This is a genomic window from Sporosarcina saromensis, from assembly GCF_054901285.1.
The window spans coordinates 3,347,085-3,363,323 of the sequence record NZ_CM142738.1 but is presented as its reverse complement, the minus strand read 5'-3'; the positions used below and the strand labels follow the sequence as shown (position 1 = coordinate 3,363,323).

Below are 16,239 nucleotides of genomic sequence, written 5' to 3'. Positions count from 1 at the left end.
TAGGGAAGAAATCAAACAAGGAAGGTAGGGCTAGCACATGAAACTTTTATCGTTCCGGTATGAAGGGAACATCTTATTCGGTCCGAAAGTGAAGAAAGAGGAAGCGGTCTGGGATGTCCGATCCATTGCAGAGGCTTTTGGCGAAACAGATTTCCCGACAACAATCATCGAGGGCATCAAAGAAGGGCTACAGTTTGTTGAGAAGGTGAGAAAACTGACTGAACAAGCGAAGACGAGTGAGAATCCGGAACAGTTCAAACATGACTTTACGAAAATCGAATGGTTATCGCCTGTGCCACGAACACCTAAAAACGTTTTGTGTGTCGGTAAGAACTATGCGGACCATGCAGCTGAAATGGGTAGTGATGCACCACCTGAGAAATTAATGATCTTCACGAAATCACCGACTGCAATTGCTGCAGATGAACAGGTGTTACCTGTCCATGCCGAAGTTACGCAAAACTTGGATTACGAAGGCGAGTTAGCTGTCGTTATTGGTAAGAAAGGACGCAATATCCCGAAACAACTTGCCTATGATTATGTTTTTGGGTATTCCATTGCAAATGACATTACAGCAAGAGATATCCAATCGGCTCATAAACAATATTTCTTAGGCAAGAGTTTAGACGGATCTTGTCCAATCGGGCCGTACATTGTGACAAAAGATGAGCTCCCAAATCCGCATAATCTTAGCATTGTGACAAAAGTGAATGATGAAGTACGCCAAAATGGCCATACAGCAAATATGATCTTTAAAATAGATGAATTGATTGTGGAGATATCGAAATACGTAACACTGGAACCGGGAGATGTTATTTTGACAGGTACGCCTGCTGGTGTCGGAAAAGGAATGAATCCACCGAAATTTTTGCGTGCTGGCGATACGGTGCAAATTGCTGTAGAGGGAATTGGCACACTTGTAAACCGCTTTGCCTAAGCGTATTTTAGTGCGATTAGGATTACTAATATGGTAGGATTAAGGGGTAAAGACAATAAATGAGGTGAATCACTTGGGCTTTTTATCAGACACGACCCATTTTCATATTTTCACATGGGTAGTCGGCATTATCGTTTTTCTCGTTGCTGCAGTGATGGCGAACGGGACAAAAGGCAAAAAAATTACACATATGATTGCACGCTTATTTTATGTGCTCATCCTTCTATCTGGCGTACTGCTATTCATTAAAGGAATGGATTACGGTCGAGGCGCAGAGTACGGCATCAAATTCCTGCTCGGTTTATTGACGATCGGCATGATGGAAATGGTGCTCGTTCGTTCTACAAAAGGGAAAAACGTTACCCTATTTTGGATCCTTTTCTTCGTATTCCTATTCGCAACAATGTTCTTCGGTTTTAAATTACCGATGGGCTGGGAGTTGTTTTAAGGTACAGAAGGTCCAACTATATTGATGTACTGGGATTGAAAACCGTCAGCTAATCAAGCTGACGGTTTTTACTTGGACAAAAATTGGAGACTGCTGACGTTTTCCTCCATTCACAAATTCGACTCAATTCCAGACGTCCGACATTTTTTTCATTTCATTACATGGCGTGGAAAGCATCCATTTGATAAAATGGCTAAAGATAGCTTGTCGAGGAGGCTTTTTTTGTGAAAGGTAAACGTATAAGTAGTGTTATCGCCATTTTTTTACTGTTCATTTCAACGATGTTGCCGACAGAAGCAGCTGCTTCTACTGAACGCACGTTGAAGGATGAAAGTATATATGACTTATTAGTAGACCGGTTTAATAATGAGATCGGTACGAATGATGTGGACGTGGATGCAACAAATCGTCATGCGTTTAATGGTGGGGACTTTGCAGGAATCCAGTCGAGGTTGCAACATATTACTGAAATGGGTTTCACGATGATTTCAATTGGGCCTGTGTTTGAAACAGACACGTATGATGGCGCACAAGCACGGTCTTACGAAAAGTTGGAACCGCATTTTGGAACCGCTGAAGAATTAACAAGTTTAGTGAAAGAAGCACATGAAAAAGACATAAAGGTCATAGCAGATTTCCCCATGAATGACGTGAGTAAACAGCATGACTGGGTAAAGAATGAACAATTTTCGCATACTGAAACGACTGACGGTACAATTCAATGGGATTCAAATGATGATGCCCTCCAGCAAGCGTTACTTCAAGCGGTCGTAGATTTTGTGACTACACACGATTTAGATGGGGTCCGATTGACAAAGTTGGAAGGCTATTCGGATGCATTTGTAAATGAAGTAATTGCAGCCGTCCATGAAGCAAAAGCAGGCGCATATGTCATGACGAATGAGGAGAGCAATGCGGACTTCGATGCGACGCGGCACATCGCTCAAGAAGATGCACTCCGTCAAGCATTTACGAAAACCGATGCGAACTCATCAGGTATTGATATTTTTACCGATGCAAATGCAACGAATATTATCCAACTTGACGATTTGTCCGGTTCCCGGTTAACGTATGAAATGGTTGAAGCAAGAATGTTCCCACCGACTCGATGGAAAGTAGCCGTAACGGCATTATTCACGTTGCCAGGGGTGCCTTTAATGACATATGGCTCGGAAATTGCAGTAAACGGTAAAGAAGCGCCAGATAGTCACCCATTGCTCAATTTTAAAACCGATATGGAATTAAAAGACTTGATCGGTAATTTAAACACGCTGCGAAACCAATCGGAAACGCTTCGCAATGGTGATTTCAAAATGTTGCACAATCAAGATGGTTTCATGGTTTATACACGAACTTCAGAAGACGAAACGTGGTTAATTGCTGTTAACAACACGTCAAAAACGGTTGATATTAAAATTCCAGCAGAGCAAATAGGTGAGAAAAAGAAATTACGCGGCTTGCTCGACAGTGATTTGGTGAAAGAAACAGACGACGGGTATTTCCACGTCGTGTTAGACCGTGAACTAGCAGAAGTATATATTGCTGATGAAGACAAAGGATTTAATATACCGTATTTAATTGCCTCGCTTCTTGTTTATATACTCTTTTTAACGTTCCTTTTCCTTGTCATTAAGAAAGGAAGAGCGCGTAGAAAAGCGGAAGGATGAATAAACGCCTTTTCATGACATGTGGTAAGCCTGTCTGAAAAGGCGTTTTTCTTTATGCGTTCATTTCTTTATTCAAAAAGAAGATGGCGATTGTGCCAGGGCCTGCGTGTGACCCGATGACGGAACCAATCATATGGATTTCAGTTGCTTTTGGCTTAAAACGTTCTTCGATGAGTGCTTGAACTTCTTTGGCGGTCTGTAAGTCATCACCATGACTGATGGCAATCGTTTGGTTGGCTAAATTTACTCCACGCTCATCCATAAGGTCGACCATCCGTTTTAATACTTTTTTGCGACCGCGATGTTTTTCAATCGGTACGAGTTTGCCGCTTTCTACATGAAGCAACGGTTTAATATTCAATAATCCACCGATGAATGCACTCGCTTTTGACACACGTCCGCCTTTCGCCAAATAATCTAAATCCTCTACTGTAAATAAATGCTCCATATGAGCAGCCATATGGCGAATTTTGCGTTCGATTGTCCGGATATCGTCACCTGCATCCCGTAAACGAACAGCCTCTTTTACGAGAAGTCCATGGCCAAGCGAAGCGCATCGCGAATCAATGATAATCATATTCATACTCGGATTGACTTCTTTTACTTGGTCTCGCATCATGACTGCTGTATTGTACGTACCTGATAATTCGGATGAAAAAGCGATATACAGTCCGTCTTCTCCGCTTTTTGCTAACTCCTTCCACGTATTGAGCAACAGTTCCGGAGAGGCTTGCGACGTTTTTGGATGCTTTCCACTACGTATTGCGGAGTAGATTTCTTGCGCATCAATTTCGGTAATATCATCAAACTCTTTGTCATCTACTAATACTTTCAATGGAATTAGCGTCACATTGTTTTCTTCAAAAAATGATTTCGGTAAATCTGAACCACTATCCGCAAAAATTCTCATAACTACCCCTCATTTCTATAGTTTTAAGCGTTCCTTTAAGAACGCTGCAATTCCATCTTCGTTGTTCGTCATCGTCACTTCATTTGCAATCGATTTTAATCGGTCAATTCCATTGCCCATGGCGACTCCCGTACCTGCATAATCGATCATTTCAAGGTCGTTGTCTTCATCCCCGAACGCGATGATCCGTTCCCGCGGGATGTCGAGCCATTTGGAAACATGTGAAATCCCAACCGCTTTGTTCAATCCGTGACGGACAATTTCAATGACATCAAAAGGAGCTCCCCATCGTCTATGGTCAATCACTTCCGCATGCACATCTGCTAAATGGCGTCTGATCGGATCGACATTTTTCGAGTCTGCATGAATGAGTAAACTTGTTGGATCGACTTGTAATGAATTGCGTATATCACCTGCTGTAATAATCGGCTCTCCAAATGTCAGTACATCGAGCATCTTCTCGTCGTGCACTTGCATATACACATCGTCCATCACTTCAGCAATGATATTGTGAAAACGAAAATCCTGCATCGCATCGACGACGTCCCTTACGACAGGTAAGGAAATCGTTTCGTGAATGGTTTGCCAATTCGTATCCGTTGGATTATGGACAAACGCACCATTAAAATTGACAATAGGTGTTTGTAAACCGAGTTGCTTGTAATAGACAGCGCTCGCTCGATACGGTCGTCCTGTTGCAATCATAATCTGATGCCCTTGTTCTTCTGCCAATTTCAAAGTATGTGCAGTTTTTTCTGAGATGATTTTTTCATCTGTCAATAATGTCCCGTCCAAATCGAGGACAATTAAATGCGGTTTCATTGAGTCGTCCCCCTCGTTGTTAAATATGTTTTTTGAGTAATTGGCTTAGGCGTGTTGATTAACCAATTTGTGTGATATAAGAATATCCAATTTTCCTTGTAATCCTCGGTAAACACCGGATTTCCGCTCCAGGCGGACGCGTTCCGCGGGCACGGCTTCAGCCGCTTCCCTCGCTTCGCTCAGTCCAGGGTCTTCAGCTCGCGCTGTTCCCGCAGGAGTCGCCGCCTTCTGCTCCAATCCTGATGAGCATTTTTTAAGTTGAAAGGCAAATAAGTTGCAGGTACAAGCCAACGGATTCGAAGGAGTCTACTTGTAGTAATTGGTTAATCAACAGACCTGTAATTGACTCTTATTATCTACTGTTCAGTGTAGCGTTATCATTAGGCGTAAGTCAAAAAATTCCGCCACACGCCTATTTTTTGTTTTTCTAGTAAAACTTTGTTACGATTTACTAAAAAGGTATAGAAGGTGTTTGCATGATTGTTAGAGACGAACAATGGGGCAAGACGAATATCCCTTTATTACATATTGTGGATGAATCCCTGCAAAATAGCAACATTCCAGCTGTAATCTTCTTACATGGATTTACAAGTGCGAAAGAGCACAATTTACATTACGCATATAACATGGCCAAGCAAGGGCTCCGTGTCCTTCTGCCTGAAGCGCATTTGCATGGCGTTCGCAGTGAACAGTTAGATGAAGTGCAATTAAGCCTTCGATTTTGGGAAATCGTGTTAACGTCGATTGAAGAAATGGCAGTGCTGCACAATGAACTGCAACAAAGAGGGGTAACGAAAATTGGCATGGGGGGCACTTCCATGGGAGGCATTACGACGCTCGGTTGTTTGACAGCTTATCCGTGGATTGATGTGGCAACAGTCATGATGGGGGCACCCGGGTACGTCGAATTGGCGAAAGCACAAATTGCGCAATTTGAGAGAAGAGGTTTCAAGTTACCCATTTCGGATGAAGACCGTCAATCGTTGCTCGATACATTAGCATTTTTTGATATGACGAAACAACGTGAAAAATTAGCTGGGCGACCTGTATTTTTCTGGCATGGAAAGAATGATACGACGGTACCTTATGAACCAACGTTTAATTTCTATAATGCCGCTAAAAAAGATTACATCAACCTACCAGAACGGTTCGAATTCATGACCGATTCAGAAGCGGGACATGCTGTTTCTCGAACAGGCATGTTGCGTTCGGTCGATTGGCTCGCAAGTTATTTGAATGAATAGCATAACCTTGCTATGATGAAGGGACAACGAAACGAAAGGGGTATTTGAATGAGCGAGGATATGAAAGGCAGCTTGATGGGTGCTCTTGAAAATGTCATCGACCCTGAATTAGGGATCGATATTGTCAACCTAGGACTTGTTTACGATGCGGAGTTAAACGAAGAAGGTACGGCGATTGTTACGATGACGTTAACTTCAATGGGCTGTCCGATGGGACCGCAAATTGTAGCGCACATTAAACAAGAACTTATGGAGCTTCCTGAAGTAAAAGATGTAGATGTAAATATTGTCTGGAGTCCACCATGGTCCCGTGACAATATGTCCCGCTATGCAAAAATGGCACTTGGTGTGCGCTAATTATACACCGAAGAGACTGTTTGACGATATGTCATGCAGTCTTTTTTTACTAGCTAAGGAGGAAATTCAATGAAAACAACAGACTTGTTTGACCAATACGGTGAAGAATTGACGCTTTGCTCACTCACGTTTCGTTCATTCGGCAAGCAGAAGCGCTTTTTTGGACCAATTGAAACAGTGCGTGTGTTTGAAGATAACGTCCTTGTTAGGGAAACCCTTGAGCAAATGAATGAAGGAACGGTTCTAGTCGTAGACGGTGGAGGTTCTGTTAGATGTGCATTGCTTGGAGACCAATTGGCGCAAATTGCCGAAACACGTAAAGTAGCAGGTATCATCATTAATGGATGTGTGCGTGATACGGCCGAATTAGCAGCACTTGATGTAGGAATCCTGGCAATTGGAAAGAATCCGATTCGTAGTAAAAAGGAAGGGAAAGGCGAGCGGTCAGTTTCTTTGTTTTTTGGTGATGTCAATTGGACGCCCGGGCATTATGTTTATGCGGACGAGGATGGGGTACTCGTATCACCAAGAAAACTTCATTAACGATTTAACGCGTTCAGTACGTGCAAAAAACTTTACGTTTTGATCATTTTTGACTATACTATAATTAATCAAAGATAGTCAAAGTCAAACAGTTGAGGTGATAGATGAATGAGAATGGATAGCGTACAAGAAGATCAAAAAACGCCGTTGGAACAATTTGGACGAAATTTAGTGGAAGACGTACGAAAAGGGAAGATGGATCCGGTCATTGGACGGGATGAAGAAATTCGCAATGTCATCCGGATTTTATCTAGAAAAACAAAAAACAACCCTGTCCTTATTGGAGAACCAGGCGTTGGGAAAACAGCAATTGTGGAAGGGCTGGCCCAACGGATTGTAAAAGGCGATGTGCCTGAAGGACTTAAAAACCGTCAAATTTTCGAGTTGGACATGAGCTCGCTCATTGCAGGAGCGAAATATCGTGGTGAATTTGAAGAGCGGTTAAAAGGTGTCCTCAAGCAAGTGAAAGAGAGTGAAGGGGAAATAATCCTTTTCATTGACGAAATCCATACGATTGTCGGCGCTGGTAAAACAGACGGTGCGATGGATGCCGGTAACATGTTAAAACCGATGCTCGCGCGTGGTGAACTGCATTGTATCGGCGCGACGACGCTTGATGAATACCGCATGTATATCGAAAAAGATCCTGCTCTAGAGCGTCGATTCCAACAAGTGCTCGTTCGTGAACCTTCTGTAGAGGATACGATTTCAATTTTACGTGGGTTGAAGGAACGCTTCGAACTCCATCATGGTGTCAGAATTCATGACCGTGCGCTTGTGGCGGCAGCAACATTATCTGACCGTTATTTGACGGAGCGTTTCATGCCGGACAAAGCGATTGACCTAATGGATGAGGCGAGTGCAATGATCCGGACTGAAATCGATTCAATGCCTCAAGAACTAGACTCGGTGACGCGGAGAATTATGCAGCTAGAAATTGAAGAACAAGCATTACGGAAAGAAAAAGATGCGATGAGTCAGACGCGTCTTGCAACATTACGGGATGAATTGCAGGAATTAAAGGATTCATCTGCCGAGATGCGAGAACAATGGGATAAAGAAAAAGAGGCGTTGAACAGTATCCAAACGAAGCGTGAACAACTCGATCGTTATCGTCGGGAGCTTGAAGATGCACAAAATCGTTTTGATTTGAATAAAGCGGCAGAACTCCAATACGGAAAAATTCCTAATTTGGAGAAGGAGTTACAAGAACTTGAAGCTTCTCTCGTCGATCAAGATTCAACCCGATTACTCCGAGAAGAAGTGACGGAAGAGGAAATCGCAACGATTGTCGCGAGATGGACCGGCATTCCTGTGACGAAACTTGTAGAAGGGGAAAGGGAAAAATTGCTTCGACTGCGTGAAACGTTGGAAGAACGTGTCGTTGGGCAAGACGATGCCGTGCAACTTGTAACAGAAGCAGTTTGGCGAGCGCGCGCAGGTATTAAAGACCCGAATAAGCCAATTGGTTCTTTCCTCTTCCTTGGGCCAACGGGAGTAGGGAAAACAGAATTGGCGAAAACGTTAGCGGCGACTCTTTTTGACTCAGAAGATCACTTTATTCGAATTGATATGTCGGAATACATGGAGAAGCATAGTGTGTCCCGTCTAGTCGGTGCACCTCCCGGTTATATCGGATATGAGGAAGGCGGACAGTTGACGGAAGCGGTTCGGCGCAACCCTTATTCCGTTGTGTTGCTCGACGAAATTGAAAAAGCACACCCGGATGTGTCGAACATTCTGCTTCAAATCTTAGACGACGGTCGCATCACCGATTCACAAGGTAGACTTGTCAATTTTACAAATACCGTCGTTATCATGACATCGAACATCGGATCGGCGTATTTACTAGACGGTCAGTTTGACTCGGATGAACATGCCGCAGAAGACTTAGTCATGGCGGAGTTGCGAAGACATTTCAAACCGGAGCTACTAAACCGAATGGATGACATTATCATTTTCCATTCATTATCTGGAGACACGTTCCGTTTGATCGCCGGTAAAATGCTTGATGATTTGGCGAAACGACTCAATTCACAAGACGTTGAGTTGGTGTTCGATGATGCGGTCCTAGATTGGATTGTAGATCAAGGGACCGACGCGGATTTTGGTGCTAGACCATTAAAACGGTTCATCCAACGCCATGTCGAAACGGCTGTGGCTAAAGAAATCATTAAAGGTGACTTGAAAGACGGGCAAAAGTTGATGCTTGAGATGGTCAACGGAGCGTTACAAGTGGAAAAAGTATGATGAAGAATGCTTGGGTAGTCGGATCAAAGGCTATTCAAGCATTTTTTTGTACAAAAAAACCGCCCTCTGTAAGGACGGTCCCGGTTGCTCAGTAATCTGCTACTTCCTCATCTGACATAGTAGATGTAATAACGAGAATGATTGCTCCAAGAACAATAGAAGCGATGACACCACTCATGAAGTCGAAATGTGGGATTCCAGCGATTGATCCTGCAACATAATTCAACATGGTCACTAAAAGGAAAGACCATACGAAAGCCATAATATATTTCATCAGATTCACCTCGACAATACTTATTCATTAATTATCATACCATAGCCCATACATTCATCAAACAAAATAATGTACACTTTCCACATTCTTTGGCAAAATCGTGTCTGCATATTGAAAAGTATAGGCACATCTTTTATAATTAATACCAGGTACTAATAATAGATGATAAGGAACGGGGTATGTGAAATGAACGCAGGGTTGATAGGTGTCGGGAAGTATGTCCCTTCTCAAATTGTTACGAATAAAGACTTGGAAGCACGTATTGATACGACGGATGAATGGATTCGTACACGTACTGGAATTGAAGAAAGACGCATTGCTGAAGCAGATATGGATACATCAGATATGGCGTACCATGCTGCGGTAAGTGCAATTGAAAACGCAGGTCTTCAGCCTGAAGACATCGGCATGATTTTAGTGGCGACCGTAACAGGTGATCGTCCATTCCCGGCTGTTGCAACGATGGTTCAAGAGCGTTTAGGGGCAAGAAATGCGGCCGCGATGGATGTATCTGCAGCTTGTGCAGGGTTCATGTATGGCGTTGTAACAGCGAAACATTTTGTCGAAGCAGGAACGTATAAGCATGTTCTTGTCGTCGGCGTAGAAAAGTTATCCAAAATTACGGATTGGGAAGATCGTAATACAGCAGTGCTATTTGGAGATGGAGCCGGTGCTGCAGTTGTTAGTGAAGTGAGTGAGGGCCGAGGAATCTTATCGTTTGAACTCGGTGCGGATGGTGTAGGCGGCAAATACCTTTACCAAGACAAATACATTCAAATGAATGGTCGTGAAGTGTTTAAATTTGCTGTTCGCCAAATGGGTGAGTCGGCTGTAAGTGTGACGGAAAAGGCCGGATTGACGACTGATGACGTTGATTATTTAATTCCTCACCAAGCAAATATCCGGATTATGGAAGCATCACGTGAGCGTTTAGGATTGCCTGTTGAGAAAATGTCCAAAACCGTCCATAAATATGGCAACACGTCAGCTGCTTCAATACCTATTTCTTTGGTAGATGATTTAGCAGAAGGTCGCGTGAAAGACGATGACATTATCGTGTTGGTCGGTTTCGGCGGCGGATTGACATGGGGCGCGCTTTGCATTAAATGGGGAAAATAAGTGAACATTATTATATAATGAATAAGAATTGAAAAGTCATCTAGGTGTACGACTTTAATCTACTTGCCTGTCGAGTAGGCTGAACGGTTAAATTTTGTTATTTGATTACTAGTTTTTAATGAAGGGGAGTTTTGAGTATGGAAAAACGTCGAGTTGTCGTAACGGGAATCGGAGCTGTCTCTCCTGTCGGAAATTCTGCTGAAGCATCTTGGGAAGCGGTCATTAATGGAAAATCTGGAATCGGGCCACTGACAAGACTAGATAGCGAGCAGTTCCCAGTGAAAGTAGCAGCAGAAGTGAAAGACTTTGACATTGAAGAATACTTACCACGGAAAGAAGCGCGTAAAATGGATCGTTTTACGCATTATGCAATGGCGGCATCCATTATGGCGATGAAAGATGCAAATCTTGAATTGGACGAGGAAACGGCTTACCGCACAGGTGTATGGATCGGTTCAGGAATTGGTGGAATGGAAACGCATGAACAGCAGTTTAAAACGTTTATGGAAAAAGGATATCGCCGTGTGAGTCCTTTCTTCGTCCCAATGATGATTCCAGATATGGCCTCTGGTCAAGTTTCCATCCATTTTGGCGCGAAAGGCATTAATTCGTGTACAGTAACTGCTTGTGCATCTGGAACGAACTCTATCGGTGATGCGTTCGAAGTGATTAAACGTGGAGATGCGGACGTCATGATCACAGGTGGAGCAGAAGCACCAATTACAACGATGTCTGTTGCTGGTTTCTGCGCAAACACTGCACTATCGTTAAACCCTGATCCTGCAACCGCATCCCGTCCATTTGATAAAGAGCGTGACGGATTTGTCATTGGTGAAGGTGCAGGTATCTTAATCCTTGAAGAATACGAGCATGCAGTAAAACGTGGCGCGAAAATTTACGCGGAATTAGTCGGTTACGGTTCGACAGGTGACGCGCATCACATTACAGCACCAGCACCTGAAGGGGAAGGCGGCGCGCGCGCAATGCGACAAGCTTTGGAAGAAGCTGAAATTACGCCTGAAAAAATCAATTACATCAATGCGCACGGTACGAGCACACCGTATAACGACCTATTTGAAACGATGGCTGCTAAAACCGTATTTGGCAAACATGCATACAAGCTTGCAATGAGTTCAACGAAGTCCATGACGGGTCACCTTCTAGGAGCAGCAGGTGGATTGGAAGCCATCTTTACGGTAAAGGCTTTACAAGAAGGCATCTTGCCGCCAACGATGAATTATGTCAATGAAGATCCGGAATGCGATCTCGATTACGTTGTGAATGAAGCACGCAAAGTTGATATCGACTATGCAATGAGCAACTCACTCGGATTTGGCGGACATAACGCATCACTTGTGTTTAAGAAAATAGGATGAAGATCGACTGATTGACTGCAAACCTGATTTTTTTGGTTTGCAGTTTTTTTATGCTGGGATTCTGCTGCTAAGTATGCGGCGTTCTTGTGGATTATGCGGCGAAACGTGGTTAGTATGCGGCGTTTTAGCTGATTATGCGGCAAACTCGGTCAGTATGCTGTGTTTCAGGCATTTATGAGCCGTTTGACAAAGTTATGAGCTGTTTTGAAGGGAAATGCTGTATACCGTTTTCCATTTTACAAAATGTATCATTGTCCAAATCTGAGTACTCTACTTGAATCAATCCATCTCCTATGACCCGATCCGCGGGCAATCACCACGTCATACCCCACAAAAATTCGCGCCAAATGGTTTTTGACAAACTAAATCTTTTCCTCACTGTAACAATTACATCTTTATTCCCAACAAAACAATCCCCTTTTAGATCAGTAGTCTAAAAGGGGATTGACCGTTCATACAATGGAAGAAAAAAGGGCGATGTACATGACGCGAATCTTTCTCTTCCTTCTCAGTTACGGACTCATTGTTGTAACCGTCTCGCACATGATTTTTTACTTCAACTATCTTTCACTAGGATACAGTTGGAAGCAAATCATCTTGTTTATCATTCAAACAGCAGACTTCACACTCTTTGTATTGGCTGTTATCTTACTCCTATTGACCGTCTTCTTCCGAGCCCCATCGCAGACTCCATTTTTCTAAACGTCTCTGTTGCAATGGCATTCGCTTTTTCGGCGCCTTTATCCAAATAAGCATCCAGTTCCGGTGAGTTCAATAACTCCTCATACCTTTGTTGAATCGGTGTTAAGTGGTTAATGACTGCTTCTGCGACGCCCGCTTTAAACGCGCCGTAGCCAAGGCCTTCATACTTCGATTCAAGCTCTGCGATAGAAACACCGGTCAAAGCAGATTCAATCGTCAATAGATTGGATACGCCTGGTTTGTTTTCAACATCGTACTTCACAATACCATCTGAATCCGTGACCGCACTTTTGATTTTCTTTTCAATTTGTTTTGGCGTGTCTAACAAGGAAATCGTTCCTTTTTTATTCGGATCAGATTTACTCATTTTTTTCAAAGGATCTTGTAAAGATTTAATACGTGCGCCACTTTTAGGAATGCGTACTTCAGGAATTGTCAGGACATTTCCGTAGCGCTTGTTAAAACGCTCCGCTAAGTCACGTGTTAACTCAACGTGTTGTTTTTGATCGTCCCCAACAGGCACAATATCCGTGTTGTAGATTAAGATATCGGCAGCCATGAGCGGTGGGTACGTAAGAAGTGCTGCAGAAACGCCTTCTTTTCCATCGGATTTATCTTTAAATTGTGTCATCCGTTCGAGCTCACCGATATACGAAATACATTGCATCATCCATCCAGCTTGCACATGTGCAGGCACTTCAGATTGGATGAACAGGACGGATTTCTCTGGGTCAATGCCACTCGCGATGTAAATTGCTGCGAGTGAACGAATTGTCCGTGCTAATTCGTCAGGGTCTTGTTGCACCGTAATTGCGTGTTGATCGACAATGCAAAAACGACATTCGTATTCGTGTTGGAGCTCTGTAAATTGCTTAAATGCCCCGATATAGTTCCCTAATGTCACTGTACCTGTAGGCTGTACGCCTGAGAAAATGGTTTTCATTAAAACGCCTCCTTAAAATAAAAAAACACCAGTCATCCCTAAAAAAGGGACGACTGATGTGTATCAACCGTGGTACCACCCGAATTGACCTGCGTGCAGGCCACTCAACACCCTTAACGCGGGAAACGTGAAATGCTAATCAGGTGCGTACACCCTTTCCCAAATCAAGCTCAGGAATCCACTTCTTCTTGTGTGTCCTACCTGTTTGCACCAACCACAGGCTCTCTTGAAAGTCACAACAAGCGTACTCTTTCCGTCTTTGCTTTTTGCAAGATAATTGTCAATAGTATAGTACGGCAACCGATACAATGCAATAGAAAAGTTTCGTTTAGTTAAATGGAATTTTATCCTTGTCACGCTTTCAATCGTTCTACTCGGCAAGAAAGGTGTTGATTCGCGAATAAAATAGGTTTTTCAACAAGAAATGTAGGGAATAGATGATTTAGTCTATTCAATGGAATTTCGCTTTGATAGAATGAGGGGAGAGAGGATGGGTGTCATGAGAAATTTGAAAATAGCAAGCTCTTTCGTACTTGCTGCATCTCTCGCATTGCCGATGAGTGTGCAAGCTACTGAACAAAAAGATTCCGATAGCAGTTTTGCTGAACGTACATACGGTTTTAACACGATAGACGAAAATGTTGTAGCGAGTTCTCAATTATTCCGGTATGATTCCGGTCTTGTTTTTGAATACCCTGATGCAGTGAGAGGCATCTATGTCACTGGGCATTCGGCAGGGGGGTCTCGTTTTGAAAGATTGTTAAAATTACTGGATTCGACAGAGTTGAATGCGATGGTAATTGACGTGAAAGACGATTTTGGTAACTTGACGTACAAACCAGCAGAGGACTCTCCGCTTTATAAAAAAGATATTGGCAAGCCCTATATTAAAGATCCTCGAAAAATGCTAGAAACATTGGAAAAGCAAAAGGTCTATCCAATTGCTCGCGTTGTTGTTTTTAAAGACAGTGTACTTGCTGAACAACAGCCTGAATTGTCATTTAAAGATGGCAAAGAAGTATGGAAGAATGGTAGAAAAGAAGCTTTTGTAAATCCATTCATGAAAGAAGTTTGGGATCATAATGTTGAAATAGCCATTGAAGCTGCCAAGATGGGCTTCCAAGAAATTCAGTTCGACTATGTCCGTTTCCCAGAAGGGTTTGAGAAACGTCATGAAACCTTGCAATACTCGATGGGTACTTATGCTGAATCAGACTTAGACCCTGTTCAACGAAGAGTGCAAGCCGTAACAGATTTTGTAGCGTATGCCAAAGAAAAATTGAAACCGTATGACGTAGACGTCTCCGTTGACATATTTGGGTACTCTGCGACTTTGCCGGAAGCCCCTGGAATCGGACAAAACTTCTCGAAAATCTCAGAGAATGTTGATGTCATCTCTTCGATGATTTATCCGAGCCACTGGACATCTTATTTCGGTATTGCAAAACCCGATCTTGAACCGTATCGACTTATAACTGAATACGCGAAAGTGGAAAATGCAAAACTTGGTGAGCTAGAAAATCCGCCAGTTTCGCGGCCATGGTTACAAGATTTTAGTGCGCCTTGGTTAGGGGCAGGCAACTACCTTCGCTACGGGAAGAACGAAGTGGAAGCACAAATCAAAGCGTTGAAAGATAATGGCATTAATGAATATCTTTTATGGAATGCAGGTAATAACTATACGGAAGGTGTAGATTATACACCGTAATGAGATTCCCAGAGTCGATTCAAAGATTCTGGGGTTTTTTCATTGAAACCTGAAACTTTTTGGAATGTGTATACGTACTATTACGTGAGAAGTGATTTTTCATTCATACAATCTAAATGAGAAAAGAAAATATTTATGGCTTGTATGTTTAAATGTTATTTTCGGCGGGTATAACAGTAAAGAGGTAAAAGTAGTACATAGATTGACGGGCTACAAACTTGGTTATATTGCGGAAATGTGACAGGTGAAAATGGTGTTTCACTTTTTTAGTAAAAAGTGTATTCATTGAGAATGAATATGTGTATAATAAGAAGTATGTATGATACATTAAAATTATTCTAATTTAGTTTAACTACAATACAAATGAGCAAGACAATTGAAAGGAAGTGTCAGCGAATGGGAGTTACATTATTTACCTCACCTAGTTGCACATCATGTAGAAAAGCGAAGGCATGGTTGGAAGAACATGATATTCCATATTCTGAGCGCAATATTTTTTCAGAGCCTTTGAATATTAATGAAATTAAACAAATTCTTCGAATGACGGAAGATGGAACCGATGAGATCATCTCAACACGTTCAAAAATCTTCCAGAAATTGAACGTCGATGTAGAAAGCTTGCCGTTGCAACGTTTGTATGAGTTAATTCAAGAACATCCTGGTCTTTTGAGAAGACCAATCATACTAGATGAAAAGAGGCTGCAGGTAGGGTATAATGAAGATGAAATCAGACGATTCCTACCTAGAAAAGTAAGGGCCTATCAGCTGCTTGAAGCGCGGCGCATGGTAAACTAACTGAAGAAATAGTAATGCTGATAGGGAGTTGACGGATAATTCGCCAAAACCTATCAGCTTTTTCATTTTCCCCTTGCTTTGCCGGCTGATGTTCACTACAATGCTAATATCATGTCTTATCAGAAGAGAAACCCTTTCAAAATG

16 protein-coding genes and 1 other annotated feature are annotated in these 16,239 nt (G+C 42.6%); of the genes, 12 read left to right on the top strand and 4 right to left on the bottom strand.

Annotated elements, in window-relative coordinates; genetic code table 11:
- Positions 1–37 precede the first annotated feature (37 nt).
- From ACVHUV_RS17145 to ACVHUV_RS17135, 3 genes are all read left to right on the top strand, one after another.
- Complete coding sequence (locus tag ACVHUV_RS17145) at positions 38–937, top strand: fumarylacetoacetate hydrolase family protein (RefSeq protein ID WP_371389200.1); 900 nt, start codon at positions 38–40, stop codon at positions 935–937.
- A gap of 73 nt (positions 938–1,010) precedes the next feature.
- Positions 1,011–1,385 carry a YisL family protein gene (locus tag ACVHUV_RS17140; RefSeq protein WP_317942536.1) on the top strand — a complete coding sequence of 125 codons (375 nt, stop codon included), beginning with the start codon at positions 1,011–1,013 and terminating at the stop codon, positions 1,383–1,385.
- Between the two features lie 224 nt (positions 1,386–1,609).
- Complete coding sequence (locus ACVHUV_RS17135; RefSeq protein WP_462085410.1) at positions 1,610–3,052, top strand: alpha-amylase family glycosyl hydrolase; 1,443 nt, start codon at positions 1,610–1,612, stop codon at positions 3,050–3,052.
- Positions 3,053–3,104: 52 nt separating this feature from the next.
- Here the strand turns inward: ACVHUV_RS17135 and ACVHUV_RS17130 are convergent, their stop codons facing one another.
- Positions 3,105–3,962, bottom strand: a complete 858-nt coding sequence (locus tag ACVHUV_RS17130; protein ID WP_462085409.1) for a DegV family protein — start codon at positions 3,960–3,962, stop codon at positions 3,105–3,107.
- A 15-nt stretch (positions 3,963–3,977) separates the two neighbouring features.
- Positions 3,978–4,784: a Cof-type HAD-IIB family hydrolase gene (locus ACVHUV_RS17125; RefSeq protein WP_371389203.1), complete on the bottom strand. Its 807-nt coding sequence runs from the start codon at positions 4,782–4,784 to the stop codon at positions 3,978–3,980.
- Between the two features lie 476 nt (positions 4,785–5,260).
- Between ACVHUV_RS17125 and ACVHUV_RS17120 the strand changes: the two genes are divergently transcribed.
- The 4 genes from ACVHUV_RS17120 (at position 5,261) to ACVHUV_RS17105 (ending at position 9,178) form a co-directional block, all read left to right on the top strand.
- Positions 5,261–6,028: a prolyl oligopeptidase family serine peptidase gene (locus tag ACVHUV_RS17120; protein ID WP_462085408.1), complete on the top strand. Its 768-nt coding sequence runs from the start codon at positions 5,261–5,263 to the stop codon at positions 6,026–6,028.
- 48 nt (positions 6,029–6,076) lie between these two features.
- Positions 6,077–6,385 carry a metal-sulfur cluster assembly factor gene (locus tag ACVHUV_RS17115; protein WP_462085407.1) on the top strand — a complete coding sequence of 103 codons (309 nt, stop codon included), beginning with the start codon at positions 6,077–6,079 and terminating at the stop codon, positions 6,383–6,385.
- Between the two features lie 69 nt (positions 6,386–6,454).
- Entirely contained in the window at positions 6,455–6,928 is a 474-nt protein-coding gene (gene rraA / locus ACVHUV_RS17110; RefSeq protein WP_462085406.1) for a ribonuclease E activity regulator RraA, read from the top strand.
- 114 nt (positions 6,929–7,042) lie between these two features.
- Positions 7,043–9,178 (top strand): ATP-dependent Clp protease ATP-binding subunit, encoded by a 2,136-nt coding sequence (locus ACVHUV_RS17105; RefSeq protein WP_462086935.1) that lies wholly within the window; start codon positions 7,043–7,045, stop codon positions 9,176–9,178.
- A gap of 88 nt (positions 9,179–9,266) precedes the next feature.
- Here ACVHUV_RS17105 and ACVHUV_RS17100 read toward each other — a convergent pair whose 3' ends face one another.
- Entirely contained in the window at positions 9,267–9,452 is a 186-nt protein-coding gene (locus ACVHUV_RS17100) for a DUF2929 family protein (RefSeq protein ID WP_462085405.1), read from the bottom strand.
- 186 nt (positions 9,453–9,638) lie between these two features.
- On the opposite strand from ACVHUV_RS17100, the gene ACVHUV_RS17095 reads away from it, so the two are divergent.
- The 3 genes from ACVHUV_RS17095 to ACVHUV_RS18885 all read left to right on the top strand — a co-directional run bounded on the left by ACVHUV_RS17095 (position 9,639) and on the right by ACVHUV_RS18885 (position 12,649).
- Positions 9,639–10,571, top strand: a complete 933-nt coding sequence (locus ACVHUV_RS17095) for a beta-ketoacyl-ACP synthase III (RefSeq protein WP_462085404.1) — start codon at positions 9,639–9,641, stop codon at positions 10,569–10,571.
- Between the two features lie 137 nt (positions 10,572–10,708).
- Entirely contained in the window at positions 10,709–11,947 is a 1,239-nt protein-coding gene (fabF, locus tag ACVHUV_RS17090; RefSeq protein WP_462085403.1) for a beta-ketoacyl-ACP synthase II, read from the top strand.
- 459 nt (positions 11,948–12,406) lie between these two features.
- Entirely contained in the window at positions 12,407–12,649 is a 243-nt protein-coding gene (locus ACVHUV_RS18885; protein ID WP_514132988.1) for a YuzI family membrane protein, read from the top strand.
- On the opposite strand, the gene trpS is transcribed toward ACVHUV_RS18885, so the two are convergent.
- On the bottom strand, positions 12,591–13,592 hold the full coding sequence (gene trpS / locus ACVHUV_RS17085; RefSeq protein WP_462085402.1) for a tryptophan--tRNA ligase: 1,002 nt from the start codon (positions 13,590–13,592) through the stop codon (positions 12,591–12,593). The two genes, ACVHUV_RS18885 and trpS, sit on opposite strands and share 59 nt — an antisense overlap.
- Before the next feature lie 42 nt (positions 13,593–13,634).
- Positions 13,635–13,861: a binding site (T-box leader), on the bottom strand.
- A 230-nt stretch (positions 13,862–14,091) separates the two neighbouring features.
- Here trpS and ACVHUV_RS17080 point away from each other — a divergent pair.
- Both ACVHUV_RS17080 and spxA read left to right on the top strand, forming a co-directional pair.
- Positions 14,092–15,300 carry a putative glycoside hydrolase gene (locus tag ACVHUV_RS17080; RefSeq protein ID WP_462085401.1) on the top strand — a complete coding sequence of 403 codons (1,209 nt, stop codon included), beginning with the start codon at positions 14,092–14,094 and terminating at the stop codon, positions 15,298–15,300.
- A gap of 396 nt (positions 15,301–15,696) precedes the next feature.
- On the top strand, positions 15,697–16,095 hold the full coding sequence (gene spxA / locus ACVHUV_RS17075) for a transcriptional regulator SpxA (RefSeq protein ID WP_317942548.1): 399 nt from the start codon (positions 15,697–15,699) through the stop codon (positions 16,093–16,095).
- The last annotated feature ends 144 nt before the right edge of the window (positions 16,096–16,239 follow it).